Origin of the sequence: Bacillus cereus group sp. MYBKT14-1 (assembly GCF_051915185.1) — a bacterium.
In the GTDB taxonomy this organism is placed as follows: Bacteria; Bacillota; Bacilli; order Bacillales; family Bacillaceae_G; genus Bacillus_A; species Bacillus_A cereus.
The window spans coordinates 105000-126811 of record NZ_JBQAEF010000006.1 but is presented as its reverse complement, the minus strand read 5'-3'; the positions used below and the strand labels follow the sequence as shown (position 1 = coordinate 126811).

Below are 21812 nucleotides of genomic sequence, written 5' to 3'. Positions count from 1 at the left end.
AAATGATTGATCAATTTAAATTTTTAAATCCACAAGCGTTAATTAGTATTTTTGGGAAAATACCAAAGTTTGAAGAATCAGAGTTATTAGATGTGCGTCTTAAAAGAGATGGTCCTACTTTAGTTATTCAATTGATGACAAAGGAAAATGTTGAAAACAAGCCAAAACGATGGAATAAGTGGGATGTAATTTATGTAGAGATATCTTTCTTTACTATTCATAATTTAACAATAAAAGGTTTAGGGACAGAAAATATAATTGATTATTTTGAAATAAATACGATAGAAGAAGAAGGTTTATTAAAAATTAAGTGTAAGAATCAAATGTTAGTTGAGTGCTCGTTTGAATGGGCAAAGGTAGAAGGAGTAACCCCAGGCTTAATAGGATTACCGTAATTTTGATGGGAAGTAGATAGTTAATTTTTATAATATTCATATTTTAATGTTTTGGGGTTAAGTCAGGAATTTATAAAGGACATTTGAAACGTTGATAGTGTTGCAAACATATGAAGCGGAAATTACTAAAATTAAGATACCTAATTATATACCTGTATTAGGTTATTGTGATGTAAGTTCCAAAGGTGAGATTGTAATAGGTGGGTATAGTTATAGATTCCACAGGAGTTTCATTTAAGTTTGAGAAGGAAGCGAGATAATAGAATGCAAAAATTTTCAAAAATAGTTATATGTGTTGGTGCGTTAATAATGATTATACTGGGCATGATTGTACATGATACATGGAAGGATAGGATTTATTTTTCTTTAGCTGTACTTTTTGTTACCGTACTTTCTTTACTATGGAATATAGTTGCTCATAATATTATGGATAAATTTAGAAAAAAGGAGAATAAATAGCTATGAAACTTTTAACGATTGGAACAATAGCAGGGTGGTTTAATTAACATGAAAAAAAGTCTAGATTTTAATAAGAAAGCTTTTGAATATTATATGGCTCTTTATGCTGTAAATGATATAAGATCGACTATAATTACTCTTGTGATTGGGATAGCAGATATATTTGTGCTTTTGCCTGCTTTTGCGAATCCTGTCCAACCGATATATATTTACATAATAGTTCCACCAGTTGCTTTTTTAAATGTATGGGCAATATGGATTGTTATAAATCCTATGAAGCGGCAATTACAATACACTCTATTTCGTGGGGTATTTGGCATCGTATGTTCAGTAGGATTATTAGTTATAACCCAAAAGTTTGCATATGGAATGTTAGGATTACAAACTCCCATCTATTTTATTTTTTCGGTTGGTTTATATATTTTTGCTTTGAATTATTATTATAAAAATCATATTAAAAAACTTCAGGGATCAATCAAAAAATCAAAGTCATCGAAAAAAAACTCTGGTTTCGGAGTATTGGCTTTTGTAGGATTGGGTCAACTCATTGCTAATATCAGTCTTGGTTTTGCAACACAAAAGATGGTAGCAATTGTATTAATGTGTGTATACTCCATGCTTTCGTTTATTTTGTTTCATTTCATTATGGAATTCCATAGGTACTATTATTTAAGGAAGCATATAGAAGATGGGGGTAGAACACATGAAACCTTTTAAAGAGGTTTATTGAATTTAAGTATTGTGATTTATGGAAGGAAACAAAAACCTATGGTTAAAGAACCTGTGATGTATGAATATATTGGCTGTTTTTATCCAGAAGGAGGAATGCTGATATGCAAGCATTTAAAGTTGGAAAATTAGTCACATTCGTTGCAATTATAATACTTCTTGTAGTTGCTATTTTATCTCCTTACAACTTATTTAAAAAGATTTATTTTATTATTGGTGTTCTTATTATTGGCGCAATTTCACTTGGTGCAAATAAATTCTTTGAACTGATACACAGTAAATTTAATAAGAAATGATATTACTGGATTACGTGGAACTAAATTAGTCCATCACCATATTGTTGGTGGTCAAGCTGTTGGTGTTCCGCTGCCACTACATCCTGGTTTTGGAGGGATTCATAACGCAGAAAAATCGATTGGAGCATGGGGGAAAAGATGCAGGGGTTGAACCACCCCCATATTCTAATGCAGCACATCACCTAACACCTTGGAATGATAAAAGAGCTATTGAAGCACAAGAATTATTAAAAGAATTTGGAATACACCATGATTCTGCTGCTAATGGAGTATTTTTACCGTATAAAGTAAATGAATATGTGACTACTGAAGTGTTACATATAGGTAACCATTGTACGGATTATATGAAAGAGGTAACTAAGGTACTAAAAGAAGTTAAAGAATATGGTGGTACTCAAGCAGACGCTGTTGCAGCTTTACATGACATAAGAATACGTTTATTAGATGGCAGCTTAAAATTAAATAGCCCGAAATAATTTATGAATAGATTAAATATAAGGGAGAAGGAAAATGAAAATTTGGGAATTGAAGAGCTCATCTAATAACTATGAGTCTTTCCAACTATTAAATTATAAAAAGGATAAGAAATATTTTGAAGGAAAATTCAACTCCACTACAATTTTACTAGATTCATGGGGAGAAATATTTATAAAATGTATAGTTAGTTAAAAGTCTTTGACCAAGAGAAATAGTATGTTTTATTTTTATGATTTTCTCCCAAAAATATATGTTCATAAAACAAGTATAAGAGTATTTTAAAAAGTGTATATCATATAGATGTAAAGTGCAAAATAGTAACTTAAATTAAATACGGCAAGCATAACGCGTTGGTAAGTTTTACTGGCTCCAGCTGAAAATAAAACGCCTATAAGTGGTGCAAATAAACCAATTTTCCAAAAGATATTCGCTGATCCACCTATTTCTAATGTATGTTCATTTACTATAGTTAAAAGAGCATAAGGTACACATATTAAAGATAATATAGCCCATTTGTTCAAAGTGCCACCTCTTTTCGATGTTTTAATAGAAATAATATGAAAAGATTTTTATGATTTTGGAGGTGTATCCTACATATTTGGAATTAGGCTATAGTAAGTTATTATTTGTACTATTAATATATCCACCTATTGTTCCAGTTTCGAAATCATATTCCAATGTTTTCGTTTCATATTCAAATTTCATTACTATTACAACTTTAGTATTATCTTTCCATGAAATTTCATAGAGGTCTGAACTATTAATTATATTAAAATTAGCTACCCTTACTTTTGTTTTCTCTACAAGTTTGTTTTTTTCTTTAAAGTACATTTTTATGTATTTATCATCGGAGAGATGTCCATAAGAAATTCCCGTAATTTCTATTTGATTTGCTTGGTTGGATGACGTATTTTTTACAAGAGGTTTTTCGTTTTCTTGAAAAAACAGCCAATAAATAGGGTATAGAATAAGTATAAAAATGATACTCATACCTAGTAAAAATTTTAATATGCAACCACCAAAATCATGGTCTGCTATTTTATCATTACTTAGCCATTGGCTCATATTAGTTTCACCACTCAACTTTAGTATAATTAGATAGAAAACTTCTAAATGATTTAAATTATCACCTTGTTTAACTTTTTACTAAGAATAGAACGTTAACTACATTTATAAATTATTATCTTCATTTTGGAAATGATTTTTATGTTTCAATTGGTTTAATTTACCACGAAGTGAAACGAACCGCTAGTGTTTTCGAATGATAGCTTTACTTACTATATGTAGAAATATGTGTAAATGGTAGACAGGCTTCAAGTTTTAGTGTAAAAAAATGGCTCAAGTATTATACCGCATTTCAAGGCTTGAAATGAGAGAATACTTGAACTTGGTGTATCTTATAAAGTAGGTATATATTTTTCTTAAGTTGATAGACATGAGATGTTACCCCTATAATCTTCTTTTTTCGTTTCATAATGATTTATTACAAATAATACATGTCATAATCAAAAAAGAAGAGAAGTAGATTTGGATATCTTTTTTGTTATAAAGTTTAAAAACCTCTACATATAAGTAGAGGTTTTTAAATTGCATATTAGTGAATTATGCTTTTTCAAATAAACGAAGATACTAGAATACATAATTTTAACTAGACTTATTATTAACTAATTTATCCCCACCACCAAGCTCCGCCTCAATCTGCGAAGTCTTCGATGACTCATCCATACGCCAATACGTAATAAAGCTGATTGCGATACATCCAGCTACGTAGAAGTAGAATAGTGATTCCATTCCGATGCTCTTTAGCCATAAAGCGATGAACTCTGCAGTTCCGCCGAATATCGCAACTGTTAGAGCATATGGTAAACCTACGCCTAGTGCGCGAATTTCAGTTGGGAAGAGTTCTGCTTTTACAATTGCGTTAATTGATGTGTAGCCAGTAACGATAATGAGGCCGACCATCATGAGTAAAAATGCTACGATTGGTTCTGTCGTTTTTTCCATGAAGAAGAAGATCGGTGCTGTTAGTAATGTTCCGAGAATACCGAATGCCATTAATAGTGGGCGGCGTCCAATTTTATCGGATAATAGCCCTGCAATTGGCTGAAGTACGACGAATATAAGTAGTGCGACAAAGTTAATCCAGCTTACAACTTCTTTCGGAAGGCCGACTGTGTTTACCATGAACTTTTGTAAATATGTTGTGTACGTATAAAATGCAACAGTGCCTCCTAATGTTAGGCCGACTACTGTTAATACTGCTTTCGGATGTTTCATAAGAGCGCGAATGGTTCCTGCGCTTTCACGTTTTTGTGATTTTATGTTTGAGAACTGCTCCGATTCATCCATCGTGCGGCGAAGCCATAATACAGCTACTGCGCCCATCGCTCCAATAATGAATGGAATACGCCATCCCCAAGCTTTCATATCTGGTTCGCTTAGTAATTGCTGAAGAACAATTTGAACGCCTAACGCAACCATTTGCCCAGCTACAAGCGTCACATATTGGAAACTTGAATAAAAGCCACGGCGACCACTACTAGCCATTTCAGATAAATACGTTGCGGAAGTTCCATACTCTCCGCCGAGTGATAATCCTTGTAGTAAACGGGCAAGAACTAAAATAATTGGTGCCATAATCCCAATGCTTTCGTAACTAGGTGTACAGGCGATAATTAAAGAACCACCCGCCATAACCGTAATCGAAAGCGTTAATGCTGCCCGGCGTCCGTGCCGATCCGCATAACGTCCCATTAATAAACTTCCGATAGGGCGCATTAAAAATCCAACTGCGAAAATAGCCGCTGTGTTTAGTAACTGACTCGTTGGATCGCCTTTAGGAAAGAACTCTGCTGAAAAATAAACAGCAAAAGCAGAGTAAACGTACCAGTCGTACCATTCAATTAAATTGCCGACAGAACCTTTGAAAATATTGCCGGCGACTCGATTAGATTTTGCTTGAGCCATAATAATTCCTCCTCTTGCTTATAAATAAAATGATAATTATGAAAGCGTGTTCATTATAGTTGAATTGTACTGTTCTTTAAATAAAATCTCAATATTATGACAATTTTATTCTTTTTGTACTTTATGAACATGGAGAGTTTTTATAGTTGCTTCATTTTCAGTTTTGTCATAATAATAGAAAAAGGAGATTGATAGTTTTGAATATTTTATCAAAGGATATGAAGCATGAAAAAATCATGCAAAGTGTCATTACAAACGAAAATAGTAAGCTTAATTATCGCGTTAATTTTATTTGTCGTTCTCCTATTAGCGGGAATATTTGTTTACATTCAGTCCGTTGATACGAAGCACCAAGTGGAGCAACTAGCACTGCAAACAGCGAAGTCGCTTTCTTTTATGCCTGCTATAAAAGATGCTTTTCAAAATAACGAGCATAAAAGTACGATTCAATCTATTGCGGAACAAGTTCGTGAGCAAGCTGGTGCGGATTATGTCATTATAGAAGATCGCTATGGGGTTATGTATTCCCATTCTAATTCTGAGTTAATTGGAACAAAGAGTAACAACCCGTATAACTATGAGGCACTTACTTTTGGTGGCTATTATACAATCGAAGGAAAGGGTACAAATGGTCCAGCTTTAATGGCGAAGGCACCTATTATTGTTCATAACGGAGATTACGATCAAGTAGTAGGCGTTGTGACAGTAGAGTTTTTAATAAAAGGCATTGAATCTAACATATTGAGCAGAACGAAAGAAATTATACTCTTCTCCGTAGCGGTATTATTAGCCGGAATTGTTGGTGGCATTCTTTTAGCGCGTAGCATTCGTAAAGATACACTCGGTTTAGAGCCGAATGAAATTGCAGCGCTATACCGGGAACGAAGCGCGATACTACTATCTATAAAAGAAGGGATTATCGCCATTGATCAAAACGGTTTTATTACGATGATGAACACGTCGGCAGAAGAAATGCTGCATGTAAATGATGATTATATGCAGCAGCACATTTCAAAAGTTTTACCGAATTTTAATATGGAAAGAGTGCTAGAAACCGATCAAGAAATTGCGTTTCAAGATAAAGTGTTTATTTTAAACATGACACCGATACTCGAAAATAATAATACGGTAGGGGTTGTATGTAGTTTTAGAGATAAAACAGAACTGCAAAACTTAGTGAATACGATATCTGAGGTAAGAAAGTATTCTGAGGATTTACGCGCTCAAACACATGAATTTACAAATAAACTTTTCGTCTTATCAGGATTACTTCAGTTAGGGCACTACAAAGAAGCAATTGAATTTATCCAACAAGAATCTAATATTCATCAAAGCCAAAACCATATTTTATTCCATCAAATTCATGATGCGAAAGTACAAGCTATTTTATTAGGAAAACTCGCAACAGCGTCTGAGAAGAAAATTGATTTTCATATTGAAGGAGATAGTGCGCTTCATCCGTTACCAGACCATATAAAAGTTTCGCACCTTATTACGATTCTTGGCAACATAATCGATAATGCATTTGATGCGGTGAATGAACGAGAGGAAAAGAGAGTTTCCTTCTTTGTTACGGATATTGGGCACGATATTGTGTTTGAAGTGATAGATAGCGGGATAGGAATACCGGCAGAAAAAATAAGCACCATTTTTCAAAAAGGGTTTTCAACGAAAGGAACTGATCGTGGTTACGGACTAGCAAACGTGAAAGAAATGGTAGATCTACTAGGGGGAACAATTGAAATTCAAAACGAGAAAAATGGGGGAGCTATTTTTACAATTTACCTTCCGAAAACATTGAGAGAAAGTACATAACAAACAGGGGGATGGGTATATGTTGAAGGTTGCAATTGCAGAAGATGATTTCCGCGTCGCGCAAATTCAAGAGGAGTTTTTATTAAAAATAAAGGATGTAATAGTAATCGGAAAAGCATTGAACGCGAAAGAAACGATGGAACTACTACAAAAGGAAGAAATCGATTTGCTTCTATTAGATAATTACTTACCAGATGGAATTGGAACCGACTTATTACCACAAATTCATGCTGACTTTCCAAGCGTTGACGTCATTATGGTAACAGCGGCGAATGAAAACTATATGCTAGAAAAAGCAATTCGAAATGGCGTAAGCAATTACCTTATAAAACCAGTCACGTTAGAAAAATTCGTTCGTACCATTGAAGACTATAAAAGAAAGAAGTAATTATTACATAGTAACAATGAAGTAAATCAAGCACTCATCGATAACTTCTTCGGGACTTCGCAAACACAAGACATAAAAAACTTACCGACAGGTGTGGATCCGTTAACACTGCAAAAAGTGAAAGGCATTATAAAAGGATTCGACGAGGGCATTACAATAGAAGAAATGGGAGAACAAATGGGGGCCTCCAGAACAACCGCAAGAAGATATTTAGAATACTTAGTAGCGACAAACGAATGCACAGTAGAGTACACATACGGCATTATCGGACGACCAGAACGAAAGTACCGAATAGGACGAGGACTATGAAAAAACGATTATTACTATGTATATGGATCATGACAGGAGTAATAGCTGGTTGTTCCTCGGAAAAATCCCATACGAATAAAGTGAACATCGACAAATTAGAAATCGTTGCACCAAACGTTCAAGGAGCAGGATGGGACTTAACAGCACGGGCGATGCAAAAAACACTAACGGAAGAAAAAATCTTCACAAAACCAATCACTGTCACAAACAAAGTAGGCGGCAGCGGTGATGTCGGTTGGAAATATACGAAACAAAAAGGTGGTCACGTACTCGCGATCAACTCAAGCTTACTCATAACGAACAACCTACTAGGCCACAGTAAACTAACATATAAAGACTTCACACCACTCGCGACACTAGCATCGGACTGGGAAGTCGTTGTCGTATCAAAAGAATCAAACATAGAAAACGCAAAACAACTAATGGAACAACTAAAACAAAACAAGAAAAACTTCAAAATCGGCGTTGCCCCCGGCCTAGGAAACGACGATCACCTATCCTTCGTACAAGTAAGCAAAGCCTTCGGCATAAACCCAGCCGAACTACAATTCTTCGTCTACGAAAACAAAGAAAAAATCATAAACGCTCTAACGAACAAACAAATAAACGCCGCAACCATGACCCTATCCGAAGCCGAAAAACAATACAAAGCCAGCAAAATAAAAATACTAGCCGTATCCGCACCAAAACGACTAGACCGACTACCAGAAATCCCAACATGGAAAGAACAAGGAATTAACGTCATATTCCAGCACTGGAAAGGAATTATGGGCCAAAAAGATATGACGGAGGAAGAGGTTGCTTATTGGGATGGTGTTATTAAGAGGATGGTGGAGAGTGATAGTTGGAAGGGGATTTTGAGGGAAAGAGGGTGGAATTCTTATTATAAGGATAGTGGGGAGAGTAGGGGGTTTTTGGAGGAGAGTAATTTTAGGTATGAAGAGATGGTGAAAAAAGAGGCTTAAGAGGGAAGTATTCAATCATGCTTTATTTTTGTAGTTACTTCTATATAATATAAAAGAGATGAGAGTGTTAGGCTAATTACGTTAAAAGGGCTAGATAGGGTTAGATAAAATCTAACTTACTGATTAAAAATATATTAGTCGTTAAAAGATATAAAAGGCATTTTTCAGTCTATAAAGTGTGGAAACATAAAGTATAGAGTTTCTGTGAGATTTAAGGAGGACATAATGAAGAAAAATATTTATGTTGTTGGAGCAGTAATTGTCCAAGAAGAGAAAATTTTATGTGCGCAAAGAGGACCATCTAAATCGCTACCTCTTATGTGGGAATTTCCAGGTGGGAAAATAGAAGAGGGAGAAACACCTCAAGAGGCGTTAAAGCGTGAAATTGATGAAGAAATGCATTGCAGCGTGCAGATTGGTGAACAAATTGATTATACAGCCTATGAGTATGATTTTGGTATTGTTCATTTGAAAACTTTTTATTGTAAACTTGTTGAAGGAAGTCCGGTTTTAACTGAGCATGTAGCAATTAAATGGTTACATCCGAATGAGCTATCAGCTTTAGAATGGGCACCTGCGGATATCCCAACTATTGAGAAATTATCAAAAGAATCGATTGTAAAGTAATCTTAAAAAAACTATTCGTTTTATACGGATAGTTTTTTATGTTTGTAATAAATTTGCACTTTAAATCAGTGAGTAATACAATTAATATAAAAAATTGTCATAAATGGTGATCATATGGAGAATTTTATTCAAAAATTAGAGGGGTCTTTATATAAAGGGTTTATTGATCAAAAACATAATCATCCCGGAATATATAAACCTAAGTTATTAGTAAATAATACGAAAAAAAATGAAAATGTTTTAAGCTCATTGTTGGAGGAGCTTGAAAACAGTACATCCTTTATTTTCTCAGTGGCTTTTATTACAGAAAGTGGACTGGCGACTTTAAAATCACATTTCCTTGATCTTAAACAAAAAGGGGTTAAAGGACGTATATTAACATCTACATTTTTAAATTTTAATACACCAAAAGTGTTTAGAGAATTAATGAAACTTGAAAATGTAGAAGTAAGATTAACAAACTTATCTGGTTTTCATTCAAAGGGATACATATTTGATAATAAAACACATTGTTCATTAATTGTCGGTAGTTCAAATCTAACTGCACATGCTTTGAAGGTAAACTATGAATGGAACGTTAAGTTAACATCGCATGAAGATGGAGAGATTGTACAGCATTTTAAAAACCAATTTGAAGAAGTTTGGGAGCATTCTCAAGTATTAACCGAAGAGTTGATTGAAAATTACGAAACAATATATGAGCAAGCTGCAGAAAATAAGTTACTAGATCGAGTTATAGAATTACCTGGTCAATATCACAATTCAATTGAAGAAGCTTTGAAAATTACCCCAAATAAAATGCAACAAGCTGCGTTACAAGAAATACAAGCTATTCGAGACGCCGGAAAAGAAAAAGGCTTAGTTATCTCTGCAACAGGAACGGGGAAGACATATCTTTCAGCATTTGATGTCAGAAATTTTGCACCTAAACGGATGTTATTTATTGTTCACCGAGAGCAAATATTAAATAAAGCGAAATCTGATTTTCAAAAAGTTCTTGGTGGGATAGATGAGGACTTTGGAATTTTATCAGGGTCAAATAAACAAATAAATGCTAAATATTTATTTGCGACGATCCAAACCATTTCAAAAGAAGAAAATTTACAGCAATTTGATCCTGGGTTATTTGATTATATTTTAATAGATGAAGTTCATAAAGCAGGTGCTGGTTCTTATCATAGAGTTATTGATTATTTTAAACCGAAATTTTTAATGGGAATGACCGCTACACCTGAACGTACAGATAATTTTAATATTTATGAGCTATTTGATTACAACATTGCTTATGAAATTCGATTGCAAGAAGCACTTGAAGAAGATATGCTTTGTCCTTTCCATTATTTTGGAGTAACTGATTTTGAATATAATGGTGAAAAGATAGATGACACTACTGTTTTATCTAAACTTGTTACGGAAGAACGAGTAGATCATATAGTTGAAAAAGTAAAATATTATGGTTTTTCTGGTGAGAAAGTAACAGGACTAATGTTTTGCAGCCGAAAAGATGAAGCAGAACAATTATCAAACGCCTTAAATAATAGAGGTTTTCGCACATTTGCATTAACAGGAGATCATTCCCAAGAGGAAAGAGAATTGCGCGTGAATCAATTAGAAAATGGCATACTTGATTATATTTTAACGGTAGATATATTTAATGAAGGAATTGATATTCCGAGTGTGAATCAAGTTGTTATGTTAAGACAAACTCAATCAAGTATTATCTTTATACAGCAACTGGGGCGTGGACTTCGGAAACATGATTCGAAAGATTTTGTTACGATTATTGATTTCATTGGAAACTATAAAAACAACTATTTAATTCCAATTGCCCTTTCAGGAGATAGATCACAAAATAAAGATAATATACGCAGATATACAAATGATACGAGTTATATTAAAGGTATTTCAACAGTTAACTTTGAGGAGATAGCGAAAAAACAAATCTTTAAAGCTATTAATAATAGTAATTTAACAGCAATGAAAGTATTAAAGGAAGCGTTTGGTGAGTTGAAAAATAGAATAGGAAGAATTCCATATCTATATGACTTTATAGTAAACCATTCTATTGATCCAGTTGTACTTGTAGAAGGATATTCGAACTATTATCAGTTCCTATTGAAAATGAAAGAAGATGTCCCTACATTAACAGAGTACGAAAATAAAGTTTTAACGATGTTTTCATTGGAAGTATTGAACGGAAAACGTAAAAACGAAATTGTTTTATTAGAATTGTTACTAAAGCAAGAAAAAGTTGATAAAGATGAGTATATAAAACAACTTGAAAAATTTAATTGTTTAACAGATGATGACACGATTACTTCTGTGCAACGGATTTTTGAGTTAGAGTTTTTCTCACAAAACAACCAAAAAAAATATGGAGAAAAACCAATTCTCACGCTGCAGGATGAGAAGACATTTATATTTAATGATTCTATTCGAAAAAGTTTAGAACAAAATGAATACTTTAAGTATATGGTTATGGACATCATTAAAAGTGCGAAAGAAAAGAGCAAAAACTATGAGTGTGATAGTAACCTGACTATATATAAAAAATACTCAAGAAAAGATGTGTGTAAACTTTTAAATTGGCACAATGATGAGAGTTCAACTATGTATGGTTATAAGACAAAATACTATACTTGTCCAATATTTATCACATACCATAAAAATGATGAGGTAGAATCCAGTGTGAACTATGGTGATGAATTCCTTAATCAAGATGTTCTGAAATGGTACACAAGAAGTAATAGAACATTAAATTCAAAGGAAGTACAGACGATTATTGATGCTAAAGAAAATAATATTGATGTGCATATTTTTGTGAAAAAAGATGATGACGAGGGAACCGACTTTTATTATTTAGGAAAAGCGAGACCTGATAAAGCAAGTGTAGAACAAACTGAAATGCAAGATAAAAATGGAAAAGAACTACCGGTTGTTACAATGAATATGATCATGGAGAAATCGATTGATAATAAGCTTTATGACTATTTAAAGGAAGGTAATGTTTTGTAGGTAGATTGAATTTTTAATGCTTGTATAGCCCCAAAATGGTTAACGGGATAGTAGTATTAGTGGATAAGATAAGGCTGTATCAAAATGGCATGAGGTTATGCTTTTGATATGGCCTTATTTATTAGAATTGAATGTGTTTTTTTAGGTTTGTAGGTAGAATGTTACGTTCCGGGTGTTTTGTGCTCAATTAAGATGTTATTCAAGTAAATCAAGATGGCTTATACGTAACGCTAGATGAAAGTAAAACTGCGAAAAGAACGTTAAAACAACTGGAGGCAGATGAAGTAATAGAACTTTATTTTCAGAAAAGAAACGATGGACTGCCAACAGTTACACAAAAAAAGAAACGATGATCGCTATTGAGAAAAAGGGAAAGACCTATCAATACTAATAAATTTTTGATACGAAATATCGAATCGATTTTTCTGAAAAGGCCCATTACAAAAGGAAGTATGGTACCCCCTGGTCCAATGGAAGAGACATTAACACAATGCATCGTTATAGAGATGCACTAGTAGTAGAACAAGAATTGCTATTTGAACGGACAGCTTATGGAGCATACTTACTATTCTATTCCCCGTGAAAGCAAATACCCTTGTCAAATTCTGATGGGGATATTTTTTATTAGAGTTAGTATAATGGCGATATTATTAATGTTTCACATAACAAAAAGAAAAATCAATGCTGATAATTTGACTGAGAAAAGGTAAAGGAATATACCTTTTCTAAACAAGCCAAACAATATCTGTGGTAAAAATAGAAGAAAAACCAAACGGAGGAAAATCCCATGCCAACCTACAACAAACTAATCCGAAACAAAATCCCATAAATCATAAAAGCTAATGGAAAAACACCCACAACAAAAATCCTACCCGAAGACAAATACATAAAAGAAATCTGCAAGAAAACACAAGAAGAACTAACAGAATATATCGAAGCAAAAACAAAACCCGATAAACTAGAAGAACTATCCGACCTACTAGAACTAATAAACGCCCTAACCGAACACGAAGGCACAACACTAGAAGAAATCAACAACATCCGTAAAAAGAAAGCAGAAGAACGAGGTGGTTTCTCAGATCGAGTCTTCCTAATCGAAGTAACCCATAACTAACCCCTCATAAGCCCCTTACAAGCCCCTACCAAGTAATAAATCACTAAGAAAAAACACAACAAAACAAAAACACCAACAAACACCGTAGTAGTAGTAGTCAAAAAATTTTTTAAAATAACACGCCAAAAACCCGCTCAGTCTCCCATATATATTATGAAGGGGCTTTTACTTTTGAACGGAGACGGGAGGAATTGGGATGGCGGTGTATCGTACTGTGCAGGTGAATTTTTGGCAGGATGATTTTGTTTTGGATTTGACGCCGGAGGAGCGGTATTTTTATGTGTATTTGCTGACTTGTTCGAAGACGACGCAGTGCGGGATTTTTCCTTTTCCGAAGCGGTTAGCTGAGATGGAGACGGGTTATAACAGGGAGACTGTTGATAAGCTTGTGCAGCGCTTCATTGATTATGGGAAGATTCTTTATGATGCGGATACGCGGGAGTTATTCGTTTTAAATTGGCTTCGTTATAATCCTGTGACGAATACGAATGTGGAGAAGTGTGTGCTTCGTGAGCTTAAGGGTGTGAAGAATAAGGAGTTTGTACATATGTTTCTTCAGAAGTGCACTGAGGAAGAGCTGAATGTTCCGATGCTTTTAGCACATTTCGGTATGCCTGATGATTTGGCTGTGGATGATGTTGAGCCGATTTGTGAGGAGACAGAGGAAGAAGAGGTTGTAGAGGAAGAAACGGGAAGTCGTGTGTTTTCTTTTTATGAGCAACATTTCGGTAGTTTGTCCCCTCATGCGGTAGAGGAACTGAGTGCGTGGATGGAAGATTTGTCTGAGGATCTTGTGCTGAAGGCTCTTCAAATTGCGTTTGAGAATAATAAGCGGACGGTTGCTTATGTGAAGGGCATTTTGAGAGGCTGGCACGGGAAAGGGTTTACGAAAGTGTGTGAGGTTGAGGCGGATACGGCTAAGTTTAGGAAGAAGGATTCGTCTGTTAGTACCGGGGAGACGGAGGAGTTTTTGGCGAGGTGTGAGGAGTGGGAGAAGAATGCGCCATCTGAGGAAGAGTTGCAGCGCTTTTTAGCGGAGCGCGGGTGGCGTCCATGAGTATTCAAAATGTGGAGGCGGAAAAGGCGGTGTTAGGTTCTCTACTACTTGATGGAGAGCTTATTAAGGAGTGCCGTTTGACGGAGCAGTATTTTTCTATGCCAGTACATAAGTCTATATTTCAGTTAATGCGAAAGATGGAAGGAGAGGGGCAACCGATTGATCTTGTGACTTTCACTTCTAGGTTGGACCCGAATTTTTTGAAGGGCATCGGGGGAATGGAGTATTTTATAGGGTTAATGGATGGTGTGCCTACTACTAGCAACTTCTCATATTATGAGGGGCTTGTTCGAGGTGCGTGGAAAATGTATCAGTCTGGTGTTCTCGGGCACAAGATGGGAGAGCGTCTTATTGCGGAGAAGAGTGAGAAAGTTATCGGTGAGACGATTACGGCGCTTTGTGAGTTAGAGGAGAAAGACTCTGTATGTGAATTTGATTTGAAGGATGCGTTAGTTGATTTGTATGAGGAGCTTCATCAAGATGTGAAGGAGATTACTGGTATTGAGACTGGTTATACATCGTTAAATAAAATGACGTGCGGATTGCAGGAAGGTGATTTTGTGGTCCTTGGTGCGCGTCCTTCTATGGGGAAGACTGCGTTTGCGCTAAATGTTGGACTACATGCGGCGAAGTCTGGAGCGGCGGTTGGATTGTTTTCGTTAGAGATGAGTAGTAAGCAATTGTTGAAAAGGATGGCATCTTGCGTGGGCGAAGTGTCAGGAGGTAGGCTAAAAAATCCGAAGCATCGTTTTGCGATGGCAGATTGGGAGAAGGTAAGTAAGGCGTTTGCGGAGATTGGTGAGTTGCCATTTGAGATTTACGACAATGCAGGCGTTACGGTACAAGATATTTGGATGCAAACTCGTAAGTTAAAGAGGAAGCACGGTGATAAAAAGATTTTAATTATTGTAGATTACTTGCAGCTTATTACGGGTGATCCGAAGCATAAGGGCAATCGATTTCAAGAGATTAGTGAGATTTCTCGTAAGCTTAAGTTATTAGCGCGTGAATTAAATGTTGGTGTAGTAGCGTTATCACAGTTATCTCGTTCGGTAGAAGCACGGCAAGATAAGCGTCCGCTTTTATCTGATTTAAGAGAGACGGGACAAATTGAGCAAGATGCGGATGTGATTATGCTTATGTATCGTGAAGATTATTACGATAAGGAAACAGTGCAGAAAGAGATGACGGAGATTCATGTGGCGAAGCACCGGAATGGGCCTGTGGGGAGTTTTAAGCTGAGGTTTTTGAAGGAGTTTGGGCGGTTTGTGGAGAGGGAGAAGTAGTGAGAGGAAGGTGTTTTGAAAATAGCATGTGCATGTGAACCAAAGTTGTAACGCTAATTTTATAAGTTATATAATAAAGAAAATGGTAACTAATAGTTAAGGGGGATTAGCTATTGGCAGGGAATGATATTTCTTATCATAATAAAGATATTCTGATGAAGTTTTTAAGTGAATGTTATAGGGATAAAGGGCTTGAAGCATATGGGTTAAAAGGTTATCCAAGAATAAAAGAATTGTTGCTAAATGAATTTTCGAGAGTTCGTGCAGATCAAAGGCACTCAGATACTTTATTTGAAATGGAAGATGGTTCAATTTTAATGTTAGAGTATGAAAGTAATACCCGTTTCCTCGAAAACCATTTGAAGTATATGGATTATGCGAATCAAATTATGTATCGTTACTATAATAAGAGGAAAGAGTTACCGGATATTCGAATCGTAGTTATTTATACAAGTGAGGTAATGAATCCTATAGAAGAAATAGATGTATGTAGTATACGTTTAAATTCTAAAGCGGTTTTACTAAATGAATACAATGGTGATGCCATTCTTCAAAAGATTATTAGAAAAATGGAAGAAGGAAAATCTTTGACGGATGAAGAAACCATGAAATTAATACTTGTACCACTTATGCATAGTAGAGAGAAAAGACAAATTTTAATTGAAAAAACGATAGAAGTGGCAAAGTGTATCTCCGATGAGCAAGAACAAATTCAAGTTATTGCTGGGATTCTTGTAGCTACAGATAAATTTATTGATGAAGACTACGCGAAAAAGGTAAAGGAGTGGTTACGGATGACAAAAGTAGGTCGTTTATATGAGCAAGAGAAGCAAGAAGAAATTGATAAAGCACTTTCGGCAGCTGGAATGCTCTTTAAAGGAATGAGTGTAGAAGAAATAGCTAAAAAATTAGATGTAACAATTGAAAAGGTGAAAGAGTGGGAGAAGCGTTTATCTCATTAATCGCCGGGGGAATGGCAGCGTTTGTATAAATTTATATAAAAATAGCCGACTGTTTACTATATAATAGTCGGCTATTTTTGTACGGAGAAGTTGTTAGGTTTAATACGCAAAATTTTTTATTTGCTCTTGAATATGTTCCTCATTTCCCCATAAAGAAAGATCTTCTCTCTACAGTAATCCATTGCTGCAAGTCATCTTGGCTACGTCGGACAAGTCGATTTACTAAAACATCATGCCATACATAATCCTCTAATAAGTATATATGGACGGGGTCATCTGTATAAAAAGCAATATTACGCTCTTCAAGTGATGGTCCATAAATCATTTCTTTAGAATCTATCGATACAATAAACCAATGTTCTGTAGACAAGGTTTCTGTATAAGGTGTTATGCGATGGGCTTCTAGATTTTTAATGGGATTTTCAACATGTAGGGTAATACCTTGTATTGTAACTTTATCAGCTACTTCAGATAGATCTTCTTTTAACGCTTCATACATCTCATCCCACATTGAAATGACAATACGTCGTTCTGCTTTTTTTATTAATGTCTGACAGTAGCTAATGATTGTTTGATTGTCTTTTAAAGTAATTACTCGATTATCCGTTTTTTCCTCGGAAGTTTCTAGTTTTTTTAATGAATCACTTATTCCTTCGTAAGTAGATTGCCATTCTGTTTGCGCTTTCTGTAAAAAGATTTCAACAGGTAGAGGTGAATAGCGGGTGGTGTCATTTATTTCTTCTTTCATGACAATTCCTTTTTCTACAAGGTTACCTAAAATCTCATAAATTCGCGCTCTTGGGACACCCGAATCTTTACTCACTTGGTAGGCTGTGACAGGCCCTTGTTTAACAAGAGATACATAAGATTTAGCTTCATATTCATTGAAACCAATTTTTTTAAGCTGTTGCACTATGTAGTCCACTTTTTTCGTCCTCCGATGTTTGCTTTTATATTTCAACGTTACAATAACTGTTTACATTTAGCAAATTATTAGTTACTATTCGAATAGTGACTAAAGGGGAGGTTAATAGTATGGATTTTTATTTAGACCCATCTGTATTAATGATTTTGATTGTTTTTGGATTTGTAGCTGCATTTATTGATTCAGTTGTAGGTGGTGGTGGACTCATTGCTTTACCAGCTTTATTATTTACAGGACTGAATCCAGCAAGTGCAGTAGCTACGAATAAACTAGCGTCGACAATGGGAAGTGCAACTAGTAATATTGTGTTTTATCGTTCTGGTAATCTTGATTTGAAATCGGCGTTTAAATTAGTTCCGCTCACTTTCATAGGTTCCATAATAGGGGCATGGACTGTTCATTTAATGAATCCAGAAGTATTGAAGCCATTAATGCTGATCATGCTTGGTGCTGTCGCTATTTATACGATATTCAAAAAGGATTGGGGTAGTATTTCCACTCATAAGAAATTGTCTGGTCGACACGTCATTATTTTTACTTTCTTTGTTTTTGCTATTGGTTTTTATGATGGATTTCTAGGTCCTGGAACAGGTTCATTTTTAATGTTTTCTCTTTTATTTATTGGGTATGATTTTTTAAAAGCAGCAGGTAATGCGAAGCTTCTTAATTTAGGAAGTAATGTTGGTGCATTGTTGATGTTTATGTATGTAGGGCAAGTAAACTATGCATATGGTTTTATAATGGGGATTGCTCAAATTGCTGGAGGGATTGTTGGATCCAAATTTGCTATAAAAAAAGGAAGCGGGTATGTTCGCGCCCTTTTCATTACAGTAACTTGTTTGTTGTTAGCGAAAAATTTGTATGACTATATTCAGTAAGTAATTAAAGAACGTAGAAAAGGTTAAATACGCAGATTACATAAAATAGTAAGAAGACACTAGGGAGAAAATTCCTTTTAACATTTTTTAGATGCTACCTTATTTGAAGATAGCATCTAAAAAGAAAATCTAAGTGAAGAGAATGAAAAAAAATATAAACTCATATTTTTTTATATGAAATTTCATTTGTTTTATTTACATAATATCTTTACAATCATTTGATAAAATAAAGTCAACTGCATATTGTGAGGGTGGGTGGTTATCCCTTCTTTCTATTCGGAAGGAAAGGAGGTGATAATATGGAGTTTTTGTTTGACCTTGTAAAAGAATTTGTCAAAGCGACTGTGCGCGAAGTTTCAGCGTATTTTTTGCGGAAGCAACTTCTGGATAAGGACAACAAAAAACCCACTCCGCGCCGTCACAAGCAAAAGGGTGGGTTCCGCAAAAAGAAATAGCTTATAATAACCACCACCCTAAGCGGTAGCAGTTAGGGAAGAGATGTTAGCGCATCTCTTCTTTTTATTATATGCCATTTTATTTGATGTCATACTTATATAGTATTCTACGGAAAATATATCATATTCCTATTTTGTGGTCAATTTGATTGCAAGATTGAAAAGGTGTAGTCTTATTCCTTTTCAAACTGAAAAATATCCCGATTAATGAGTTGGTGGAGATACCTATCCATTTCAGCAGCAGAAACGCTTTTTTTATTTTTAAACCACCATGTGCTTAATGAGGTGATTGCCCCTGAATAAAACTCAATGATTAAATCATTGGGTATCGTATGGTTTTTGCAAAGTTGATTTAATGCTTCTATTTCTTGTTTTCTCGTTTCGTGACTTAAATAATGTGTACGGGTAATAAATTGTTCATCAGACATTTGCGTTTCTAATATTTTACCGAGTTCTTCATGATGTAGGAATTGTTCCATTACTTGAAATGGTTTACTTAATCGATCTGAAACCGGTATTTCAGCAATCATCTTGCCGTATCGTTTAAATCCAAATGTTAATAAAGCATCTTTATCTTCAAAGTGTTTATAAAAGGTTGTTCGGTGTACCATAGCGCGGTCACATATTTGGTTAATCGTAATCGTACTATATTTCTGTTTTGATTGCGTCATTAATTCAAATAAGGAATCCCACAGTAATTTATGTGTACGTCTAATACGTAAATCAAGTTGTTTTTCGTTATCATTCATCTACAATTCTCCTTTTTTGTAGATTAAATATACAGTGGTTGAAAATTGATTCTCCCTTTTTAATCTACATATGTATATTATATTACATGTGTTTAGGTATATTTAAAGTTTTTTAAGTAAGAAACAGGAGGAGAATCTGTAAATGAATATGACAACTAAGAGCCCTGCAAGTGGCAAAGTTGATACTTCTAATTTGAAACATACCCCCATTTTAATTGCGTTACTTTTAGGAGCAATGGTTGCATTATTAAATGAAACATTACTTGGTAATGCGTTAACAGTATTAATGAAAGAATTTGACGTAACAGCTTCAACGATTCAATGGCTTTCTACAGCTTACATGTTGGTGGTTGGGGTTTTAGTCCCAATTACAGCGTTACTTCAGCAATGGCTCACAACGAGACAAATGTTTTTGATCGCTATGGTAACGTTTTTAGCTGGTACATTAATTGCGGGATTTGCACCGACATTTTCTGTTTTATTAATCGGCCGTATCGTCCAAGCTATAGCGACAGGGTTAATTTCACCGTTATTAATGAATACGATTTTAATTATTTGTCCGCCTGAAAAACGTGGTGCGACAATGGGATTAATCGCACTTGTGATGATGGCAGCTCCGGCAATTGGTCCTACATTATCTGGAGTAATTGTGGATTCATTAAATTGGCGCTGGTTATTCTATATTGTTATTCCTATCGTGATCATTTCCATTATGATTGGGATGAAGTACATTCAAAATGTTTCAGAGTTAACAAGGCCAAAAGTAGATTACCCATCTATCCTTTTATCGACATTAGGATTTGGCGGATTTGTGTATAGCTTTAGTGCATCAGGTGATTTAGGATGGTCCGATGCGAAAGTATATGGCGCTTTAATTGTTGGGCTTATCTCATTATGTATTTTTGTCGTTCGACAATTAAAAATTGAGAATCCAATTTTAGAATTACGCGCATTTAAAGTTCCGATGTTTACATTATCAGTTGGATTAATTGTCATTGTGATGATGTCGTTATTTTCAACGATGACTTTATTACCGATGTTCCTGCAAACAGTTTTACTCGTTACAGCTTTTAAATCAGGAATCATTATGCTTCCAGGAAGTATTATTAGCGCTATAATGGGACCAATCGCAGGTAAACTATTTGATAAATTTAGTCCGAAAGTTATTATCGTTCCCGGCATTGTGTTAGTAGGGATTGCAATGTTCTTATTTAAAGGCATTACTCCTGATACATCAATGTTACAAATTATTATTATGCATAGCGTATTAATGGTTGGACTTATGTTTGTCATGACAGCACAAACATACGGTTTAAATCAATTAACACCAGATTTATATCCGCATGGAACAGCACTGTTTAATACGTTGCAACAAGTAGCTGGTGCAATTGGTACAGCTATCTTTATTTCGAAAATGTCTTCAGGAACAACTAAGTATATGGAAAGCTCCGCAAATCCACTGGATCCAGTAGAGAAGTTAAACGGTTTAACTTCAGGGTTCCAAGGTGCATTTGCACTTGGGTTAATCTTTATTATTGTTGCATTTATCGTATCGTTATTCTTAAAAGAAGAGAAAGAAGGAGTAAAGGAAGCGAGAGTTTTACAGAACGAACATTAAGGTTTATATAAAAAGACATCTTTCTCTAGAAAAGATGTCTTTTTATATTTTTTTCGTAACACTTGTTTTGGTTGTCTTCATACATAAGAATTGGTATGTACAATATTTATCCTTTTTGAGAATGAATAATTATTGAGAATAACGATGCAAATACGTACTAATAACTAATAGTTCACCAGATGATTTAGTGACATCGTATATAGATTCTGTTATGAGAATAGGCATAGTCATGATTATGAAGTTATTATATTTCAATTAAACGATTTATACGTTTTTTGTGGTAAAAATTAGAACCTCTTCAATAAAAAGGAATTAAATATGGTATT

21 protein-coding genes and 4 pseudogenes are annotated in these 21812 nt (G+C 34.7%); 20 read left to right on the top strand and 5 right to left on the bottom strand.

Going from position 1 to position 21812, the window contains the following annotated elements:
• Positions 1-2: 2 nt before the first annotated feature.
• From ACTFO4_RS16880 to ACTFO4_RS16850, 7 genes and pseudogenes are all read left to right on the top strand, one after another.
• A complete protein-coding gene (locus ACTFO4_RS16880; RefSeq protein WP_000566919.1) occupies positions 3-395 on the top strand; it encodes an immunity 50 family protein in 393 nt (130 codons plus the stop codon).
• 507 nt (positions 396-902) lie between these two features.
• Positions 903-1571 carry a hypothetical protein gene (locus ACTFO4_RS16875; RefSeq protein ID WP_326234558.1) on the top strand — a complete coding sequence of 223 codons (669 nt, stop codon included), beginning with the start codon at positions 903-905 and terminating at the stop codon, positions 1569-1571.
• 21 nt (positions 1572-1592) lie between these two features.
• Positions 1593-1676 (top strand): annotated as a pseudogene (locus ACTFO4_RS16870) (DUF4176 domain-containing protein); the annotation flags it as partial.
• A gap of 11 nt (positions 1677-1687) precedes the next feature.
• The gene (locus ACTFO4_RS16865) at positions 1688-1879 is read left to right on the top strand and encodes a hypothetical protein (protein ID WP_001147552.1); all 192 of its coding nucleotides are present in this window, start codon (positions 1688-1690) and stop codon (positions 1877-1879) included.
• Positions 1869-2030 carry a hypothetical protein gene (locus tag ACTFO4_RS16860; protein WP_312037235.1) on the top strand — a complete coding sequence of 54 codons (162 nt, stop codon included), beginning with the start codon at positions 1869-1871 and terminating at the stop codon, positions 2028-2030. The genes ACTFO4_RS16865 and ACTFO4_RS16860 overlap by 11 nt, the downstream gene beginning before the upstream one ends.
• Positions 1999-2355 (top strand): AHH domain-containing protein, encoded by a 357-nt coding sequence (locus tag ACTFO4_RS16855; protein WP_002195209.1) that lies wholly within the window; start codon positions 1999-2001, stop codon positions 2353-2355. Before ACTFO4_RS16860 ends, ACTFO4_RS16855 begins: the two co-directional genes overlap by 32 nt.
• A gap of 34 nt (positions 2356-2389) precedes the next feature.
• Positions 2390-2539 (top strand): annotated as a pseudogene (locus ACTFO4_RS16850) (imm11 family protein); the annotation flags it as partial.
• A 95-nt stretch (positions 2540-2634) separates the two neighbouring features.
• Here the strand turns inward: ACTFO4_RS16850 and ACTFO4_RS16845 are convergent.
• The 3 genes from ACTFO4_RS16845 to ACTFO4_RS16835 all read right to left on the bottom strand — a co-directional run bounded on the left by ACTFO4_RS16845 (position 2635) and on the right by ACTFO4_RS16835 (position 5323).
• Positions 2635-2877 carry a hypothetical protein gene (locus tag ACTFO4_RS16845; protein ID WP_001045662.1) on the bottom strand — a complete coding sequence of 81 codons (243 nt, stop codon included), beginning with the start codon at positions 2875-2877 and terminating at the stop codon, positions 2635-2637.
• A gap of 88 nt (positions 2878-2965) precedes the next feature.
• Entirely contained in the window at positions 2966-3421 is a 456-nt protein-coding gene (locus ACTFO4_RS16840; RefSeq protein WP_000084806.1) for a hypothetical protein, read from the bottom strand.
• 579 nt (positions 3422-4000) lie between these two features.
• Positions 4001-5323 carry an MFS transporter gene (locus ACTFO4_RS16835; RefSeq protein WP_044783267.1) on the bottom strand — a complete coding sequence of 441 codons (1323 nt, stop codon included), beginning with the start codon at positions 5321-5323 and terminating at the stop codon, positions 4001-4003.
• A 225-nt stretch (positions 5324-5548) separates the two neighbouring features.
• Between ACTFO4_RS16835 and ACTFO4_RS16830 the strand changes: the two genes are divergently transcribed.
• The 10 genes and pseudogenes from ACTFO4_RS16830 to ACTFO4_RS16785 all read left to right on the top strand — a co-directional run bounded on the left by ACTFO4_RS16830 (position 5549) and on the right by ACTFO4_RS16785 (position 16861).
• Positions 5549-7138 carry an ATP-binding protein gene (locus ACTFO4_RS16830; RefSeq protein ID WP_440013982.1) on the top strand — a complete coding sequence of 530 codons (1590 nt, stop codon included), beginning with the start codon at positions 5549-5551 and terminating at the stop codon, positions 7136-7138.
• Between the two features lie 19 nt (positions 7139-7157).
• Positions 7158-7835 (top strand): annotated as a pseudogene (locus ACTFO4_RS16825) (response regulator).
• Positions 7832-8800: a tripartite tricarboxylate transporter substrate binding protein gene (locus tag ACTFO4_RS16820; protein ID WP_440013984.1), complete on the top strand. Its 969-nt coding sequence runs from the start codon at positions 7832-7834 to the stop codon at positions 8798-8800. The pseudogene ACTFO4_RS16825 and the gene ACTFO4_RS16820 overlap by 4 nt, the downstream one beginning before the upstream one ends.
• A 225-nt stretch (positions 8801-9025) precedes the next feature.
• The gene (locus tag ACTFO4_RS16815) at positions 9026-9427 is read left to right on the top strand and encodes a (deoxy)nucleoside triphosphate pyrophosphohydrolase (RefSeq protein WP_000739613.1); all 402 of its coding nucleotides are present in this window, start codon (positions 9026-9028) and stop codon (positions 9425-9427) included.
• A 114-nt stretch (positions 9428-9541) separates the two neighbouring features.
• The gene (locus ACTFO4_RS16810) at positions 9542-12442 is read left to right on the top strand and encodes a DEAD/DEAH box helicase (RefSeq protein WP_326234562.1); all 2901 of its coding nucleotides are present in this window, start codon (positions 9542-9544) and stop codon (positions 12440-12442) included.
• Between the two features lie 191 nt (positions 12443-12633).
• Positions 12634-13013: pseudogene (locus ACTFO4_RS16805) on the top strand (nuclease domain-containing protein); the annotation flags it as partial.
• Between the two features lie 258 nt (positions 13014-13271).
• Positions 13272-13556 carry a nucleoside triphosphate pyrophosphohydrolase gene (locus ACTFO4_RS16800; RefSeq protein WP_326234573.1) on the top strand — a complete coding sequence of 95 codons (285 nt, stop codon included), beginning with the start codon at positions 13272-13274 and terminating at the stop codon, positions 13554-13556.
• Between the two features lie 196 nt (positions 13557-13752).
• Positions 13753-14613 carry a DnaD domain protein gene (locus ACTFO4_RS16795; protein ID WP_326234563.1) on the top strand — a complete coding sequence of 287 codons (861 nt, stop codon included), beginning with the start codon at positions 13753-13755 and terminating at the stop codon, positions 14611-14613.
• A complete protein-coding gene (dnaB, locus tag ACTFO4_RS16790; protein ID WP_440013986.1) occupies positions 14610-15899 on the top strand; it encodes a replicative DNA helicase in 1290 nt (429 codons plus the stop codon). Before ACTFO4_RS16795 ends, dnaB begins: the two co-directional genes overlap by 4 nt.
• Before the next feature lie 113 nt (positions 15900-16012).
• Positions 16013-16861 carry a transcriptional regulator gene (locus ACTFO4_RS16785; RefSeq protein ID WP_326234565.1) on the top strand — a complete coding sequence of 283 codons (849 nt, stop codon included), beginning with the start codon at positions 16013-16015 and terminating at the stop codon, positions 16859-16861.
• 139 nt (positions 16862-17000) lie between these two features.
• Here ACTFO4_RS16785 and ACTFO4_RS16780 read toward each other — a convergent pair whose 3' ends face one another.
• Complete coding sequence (locus tag ACTFO4_RS16780; RefSeq protein WP_440013988.1) at positions 17001-17786, bottom strand: TrmB family transcriptional regulator; 786 nt, start codon at positions 17784-17786, stop codon at positions 17001-17003.
• A 110-nt stretch (positions 17787-17896) separates the two neighbouring features.
• On the opposite strand from ACTFO4_RS16780, the gene ACTFO4_RS16775 reads away from it, so the two are divergent.
• Both ACTFO4_RS16775 and ACTFO4_RS16770 read left to right on the top strand, forming a co-directional pair.
• A complete protein-coding gene (locus ACTFO4_RS16775) occupies positions 17897-18664 on the top strand; it encodes a TSUP family transporter (protein ID WP_000348458.1) in 768 nt (255 codons plus the stop codon).
• 299 nt (positions 18665-18963) lie between these two features.
• A complete protein-coding gene (locus tag ACTFO4_RS16770) occupies positions 18964-19119 on the top strand; it encodes a hypothetical protein (protein ID WP_000394753.1) in 156 nt (51 codons plus the stop codon).
• A 173-nt stretch (positions 19120-19292) separates the two neighbouring features.
• Here ACTFO4_RS16770 and ACTFO4_RS16765 read toward each other — a convergent pair whose 3' ends face one another.
• Positions 19293-19868 carry a TetR/AcrR family transcriptional regulator gene (locus ACTFO4_RS16765; protein WP_000999319.1) on the bottom strand — a complete coding sequence of 192 codons (576 nt, stop codon included), beginning with the start codon at positions 19866-19868 and terminating at the stop codon, positions 19293-19295.
• A gap of 142 nt (positions 19869-20010) precedes the next feature.
• Here ACTFO4_RS16765 and ACTFO4_RS16760 point away from each other — a divergent pair, with 142 nt between their 5' ends.
• Positions 20011-21486 (top strand): MDR family MFS transporter, encoded by a 1476-nt coding sequence (locus ACTFO4_RS16760; protein ID WP_001057517.1) that lies wholly within the window; start codon positions 20011-20013, stop codon positions 21484-21486.
• Positions 21487-21812: the final 326 nt, after the last annotated feature.

What these genes read in the sequence shown, in the direction of transcription:
- ACTFO4_RS16880 (WP_000566919.1), top strand. Translation starts at nt 3, where the DNA reads ATGATTGATCAATTTAAATTTTTAAATCCACAAGCGTTAATTAGTATT.
- ACTFO4_RS16875 (WP_326234558.1), top strand. Translation starts at nt 903, where the DNA reads ATGAAAAAAAGTCTAGATTTTAATAAGAAAGCTTTTGAATATTATATG.
- ACTFO4_RS16865 (WP_001147552.1), top strand. Translation starts at nt 1,688, where the DNA reads ATGCAAGCATTTAAAGTTGGAAAATTAGTCACATTCGTTGCAATTATA.
- ACTFO4_RS16840 (WP_000084806.1), bottom strand. Translation starts at nt 3,421, where the DNA reads ATGAGCCAATGGCTAAGTAATGATAAAATAGCAGACCATGATTTTGGT.
- ACTFO4_RS16835 (WP_044783267.1), bottom strand. Translation starts at nt 5,323, where the DNA reads ATGGCTCAAGCAAAATCTAATCGAGTCGCCGGCAATATTTTCAAAGGT.
- ACTFO4_RS16830 (WP_440013982.1), top strand. Translation starts at nt 5,549, where the DNA reads ATGAAAAAATCATGCAAAGTGTCATTACAAACGAAAATAGTAAGCTTA.
- ACTFO4_RS16820 (WP_440013984.1), top strand. Translation starts at nt 7,832, where the DNA reads ATGAAAAAACGATTATTACTATGTATATGGATCATGACAGGAGTAATA.
- ACTFO4_RS16815 (WP_000739613.1), top strand. Translation starts at nt 9,026, where the DNA reads ATGAAGAAAAATATTTATGTTGTTGGAGCAGTAATTGTCCAAGAAGAG.
- ACTFO4_RS16810 (WP_326234562.1), top strand. Translation starts at nt 9,542, where the DNA reads ATGGAGAATTTTATTCAAAAATTAGAGGGGTCTTTATATAAAGGGTTT.
- ACTFO4_RS16795 (WP_326234563.1), top strand. Translation starts at nt 13,753, where the DNA reads ATGGCGGTGTATCGTACTGTGCAGGTGAATTTTTGGCAGGATGATTTT.
- dnaB (WP_440013986.1), top strand. Translation starts at nt 14,610, where the DNA reads ATGAGTATTCAAAATGTGGAGGCGGAAAAGGCGGTGTTAGGTTCTCTA.
- ACTFO4_RS16775 (WP_000348458.1), top strand. Translation starts at nt 17,897, where the DNA reads ATGGATTTTTATTTAGACCCATCTGTATTAATGATTTTGATTGTTTTT.
- ACTFO4_RS16770 (WP_000394753.1), top strand. Translation starts at nt 18,964, where the DNA reads ATGGAGTTTTTGTTTGACCTTGTAAAAGAATTTGTCAAAGCGACTGTG.
- ACTFO4_RS16765 (WP_000999319.1), bottom strand. Translation starts at nt 19,868, where the DNA reads ATGAATGATAACGAAAAACAACTTGATTTACGTATTAGACGTACACAT.
- ACTFO4_RS16760 (WP_001057517.1), top strand. Translation starts at nt 20,011, where the DNA reads ATGAATATGACAACTAAGAGCCCTGCAAGTGGCAAAGTTGATACTTCT.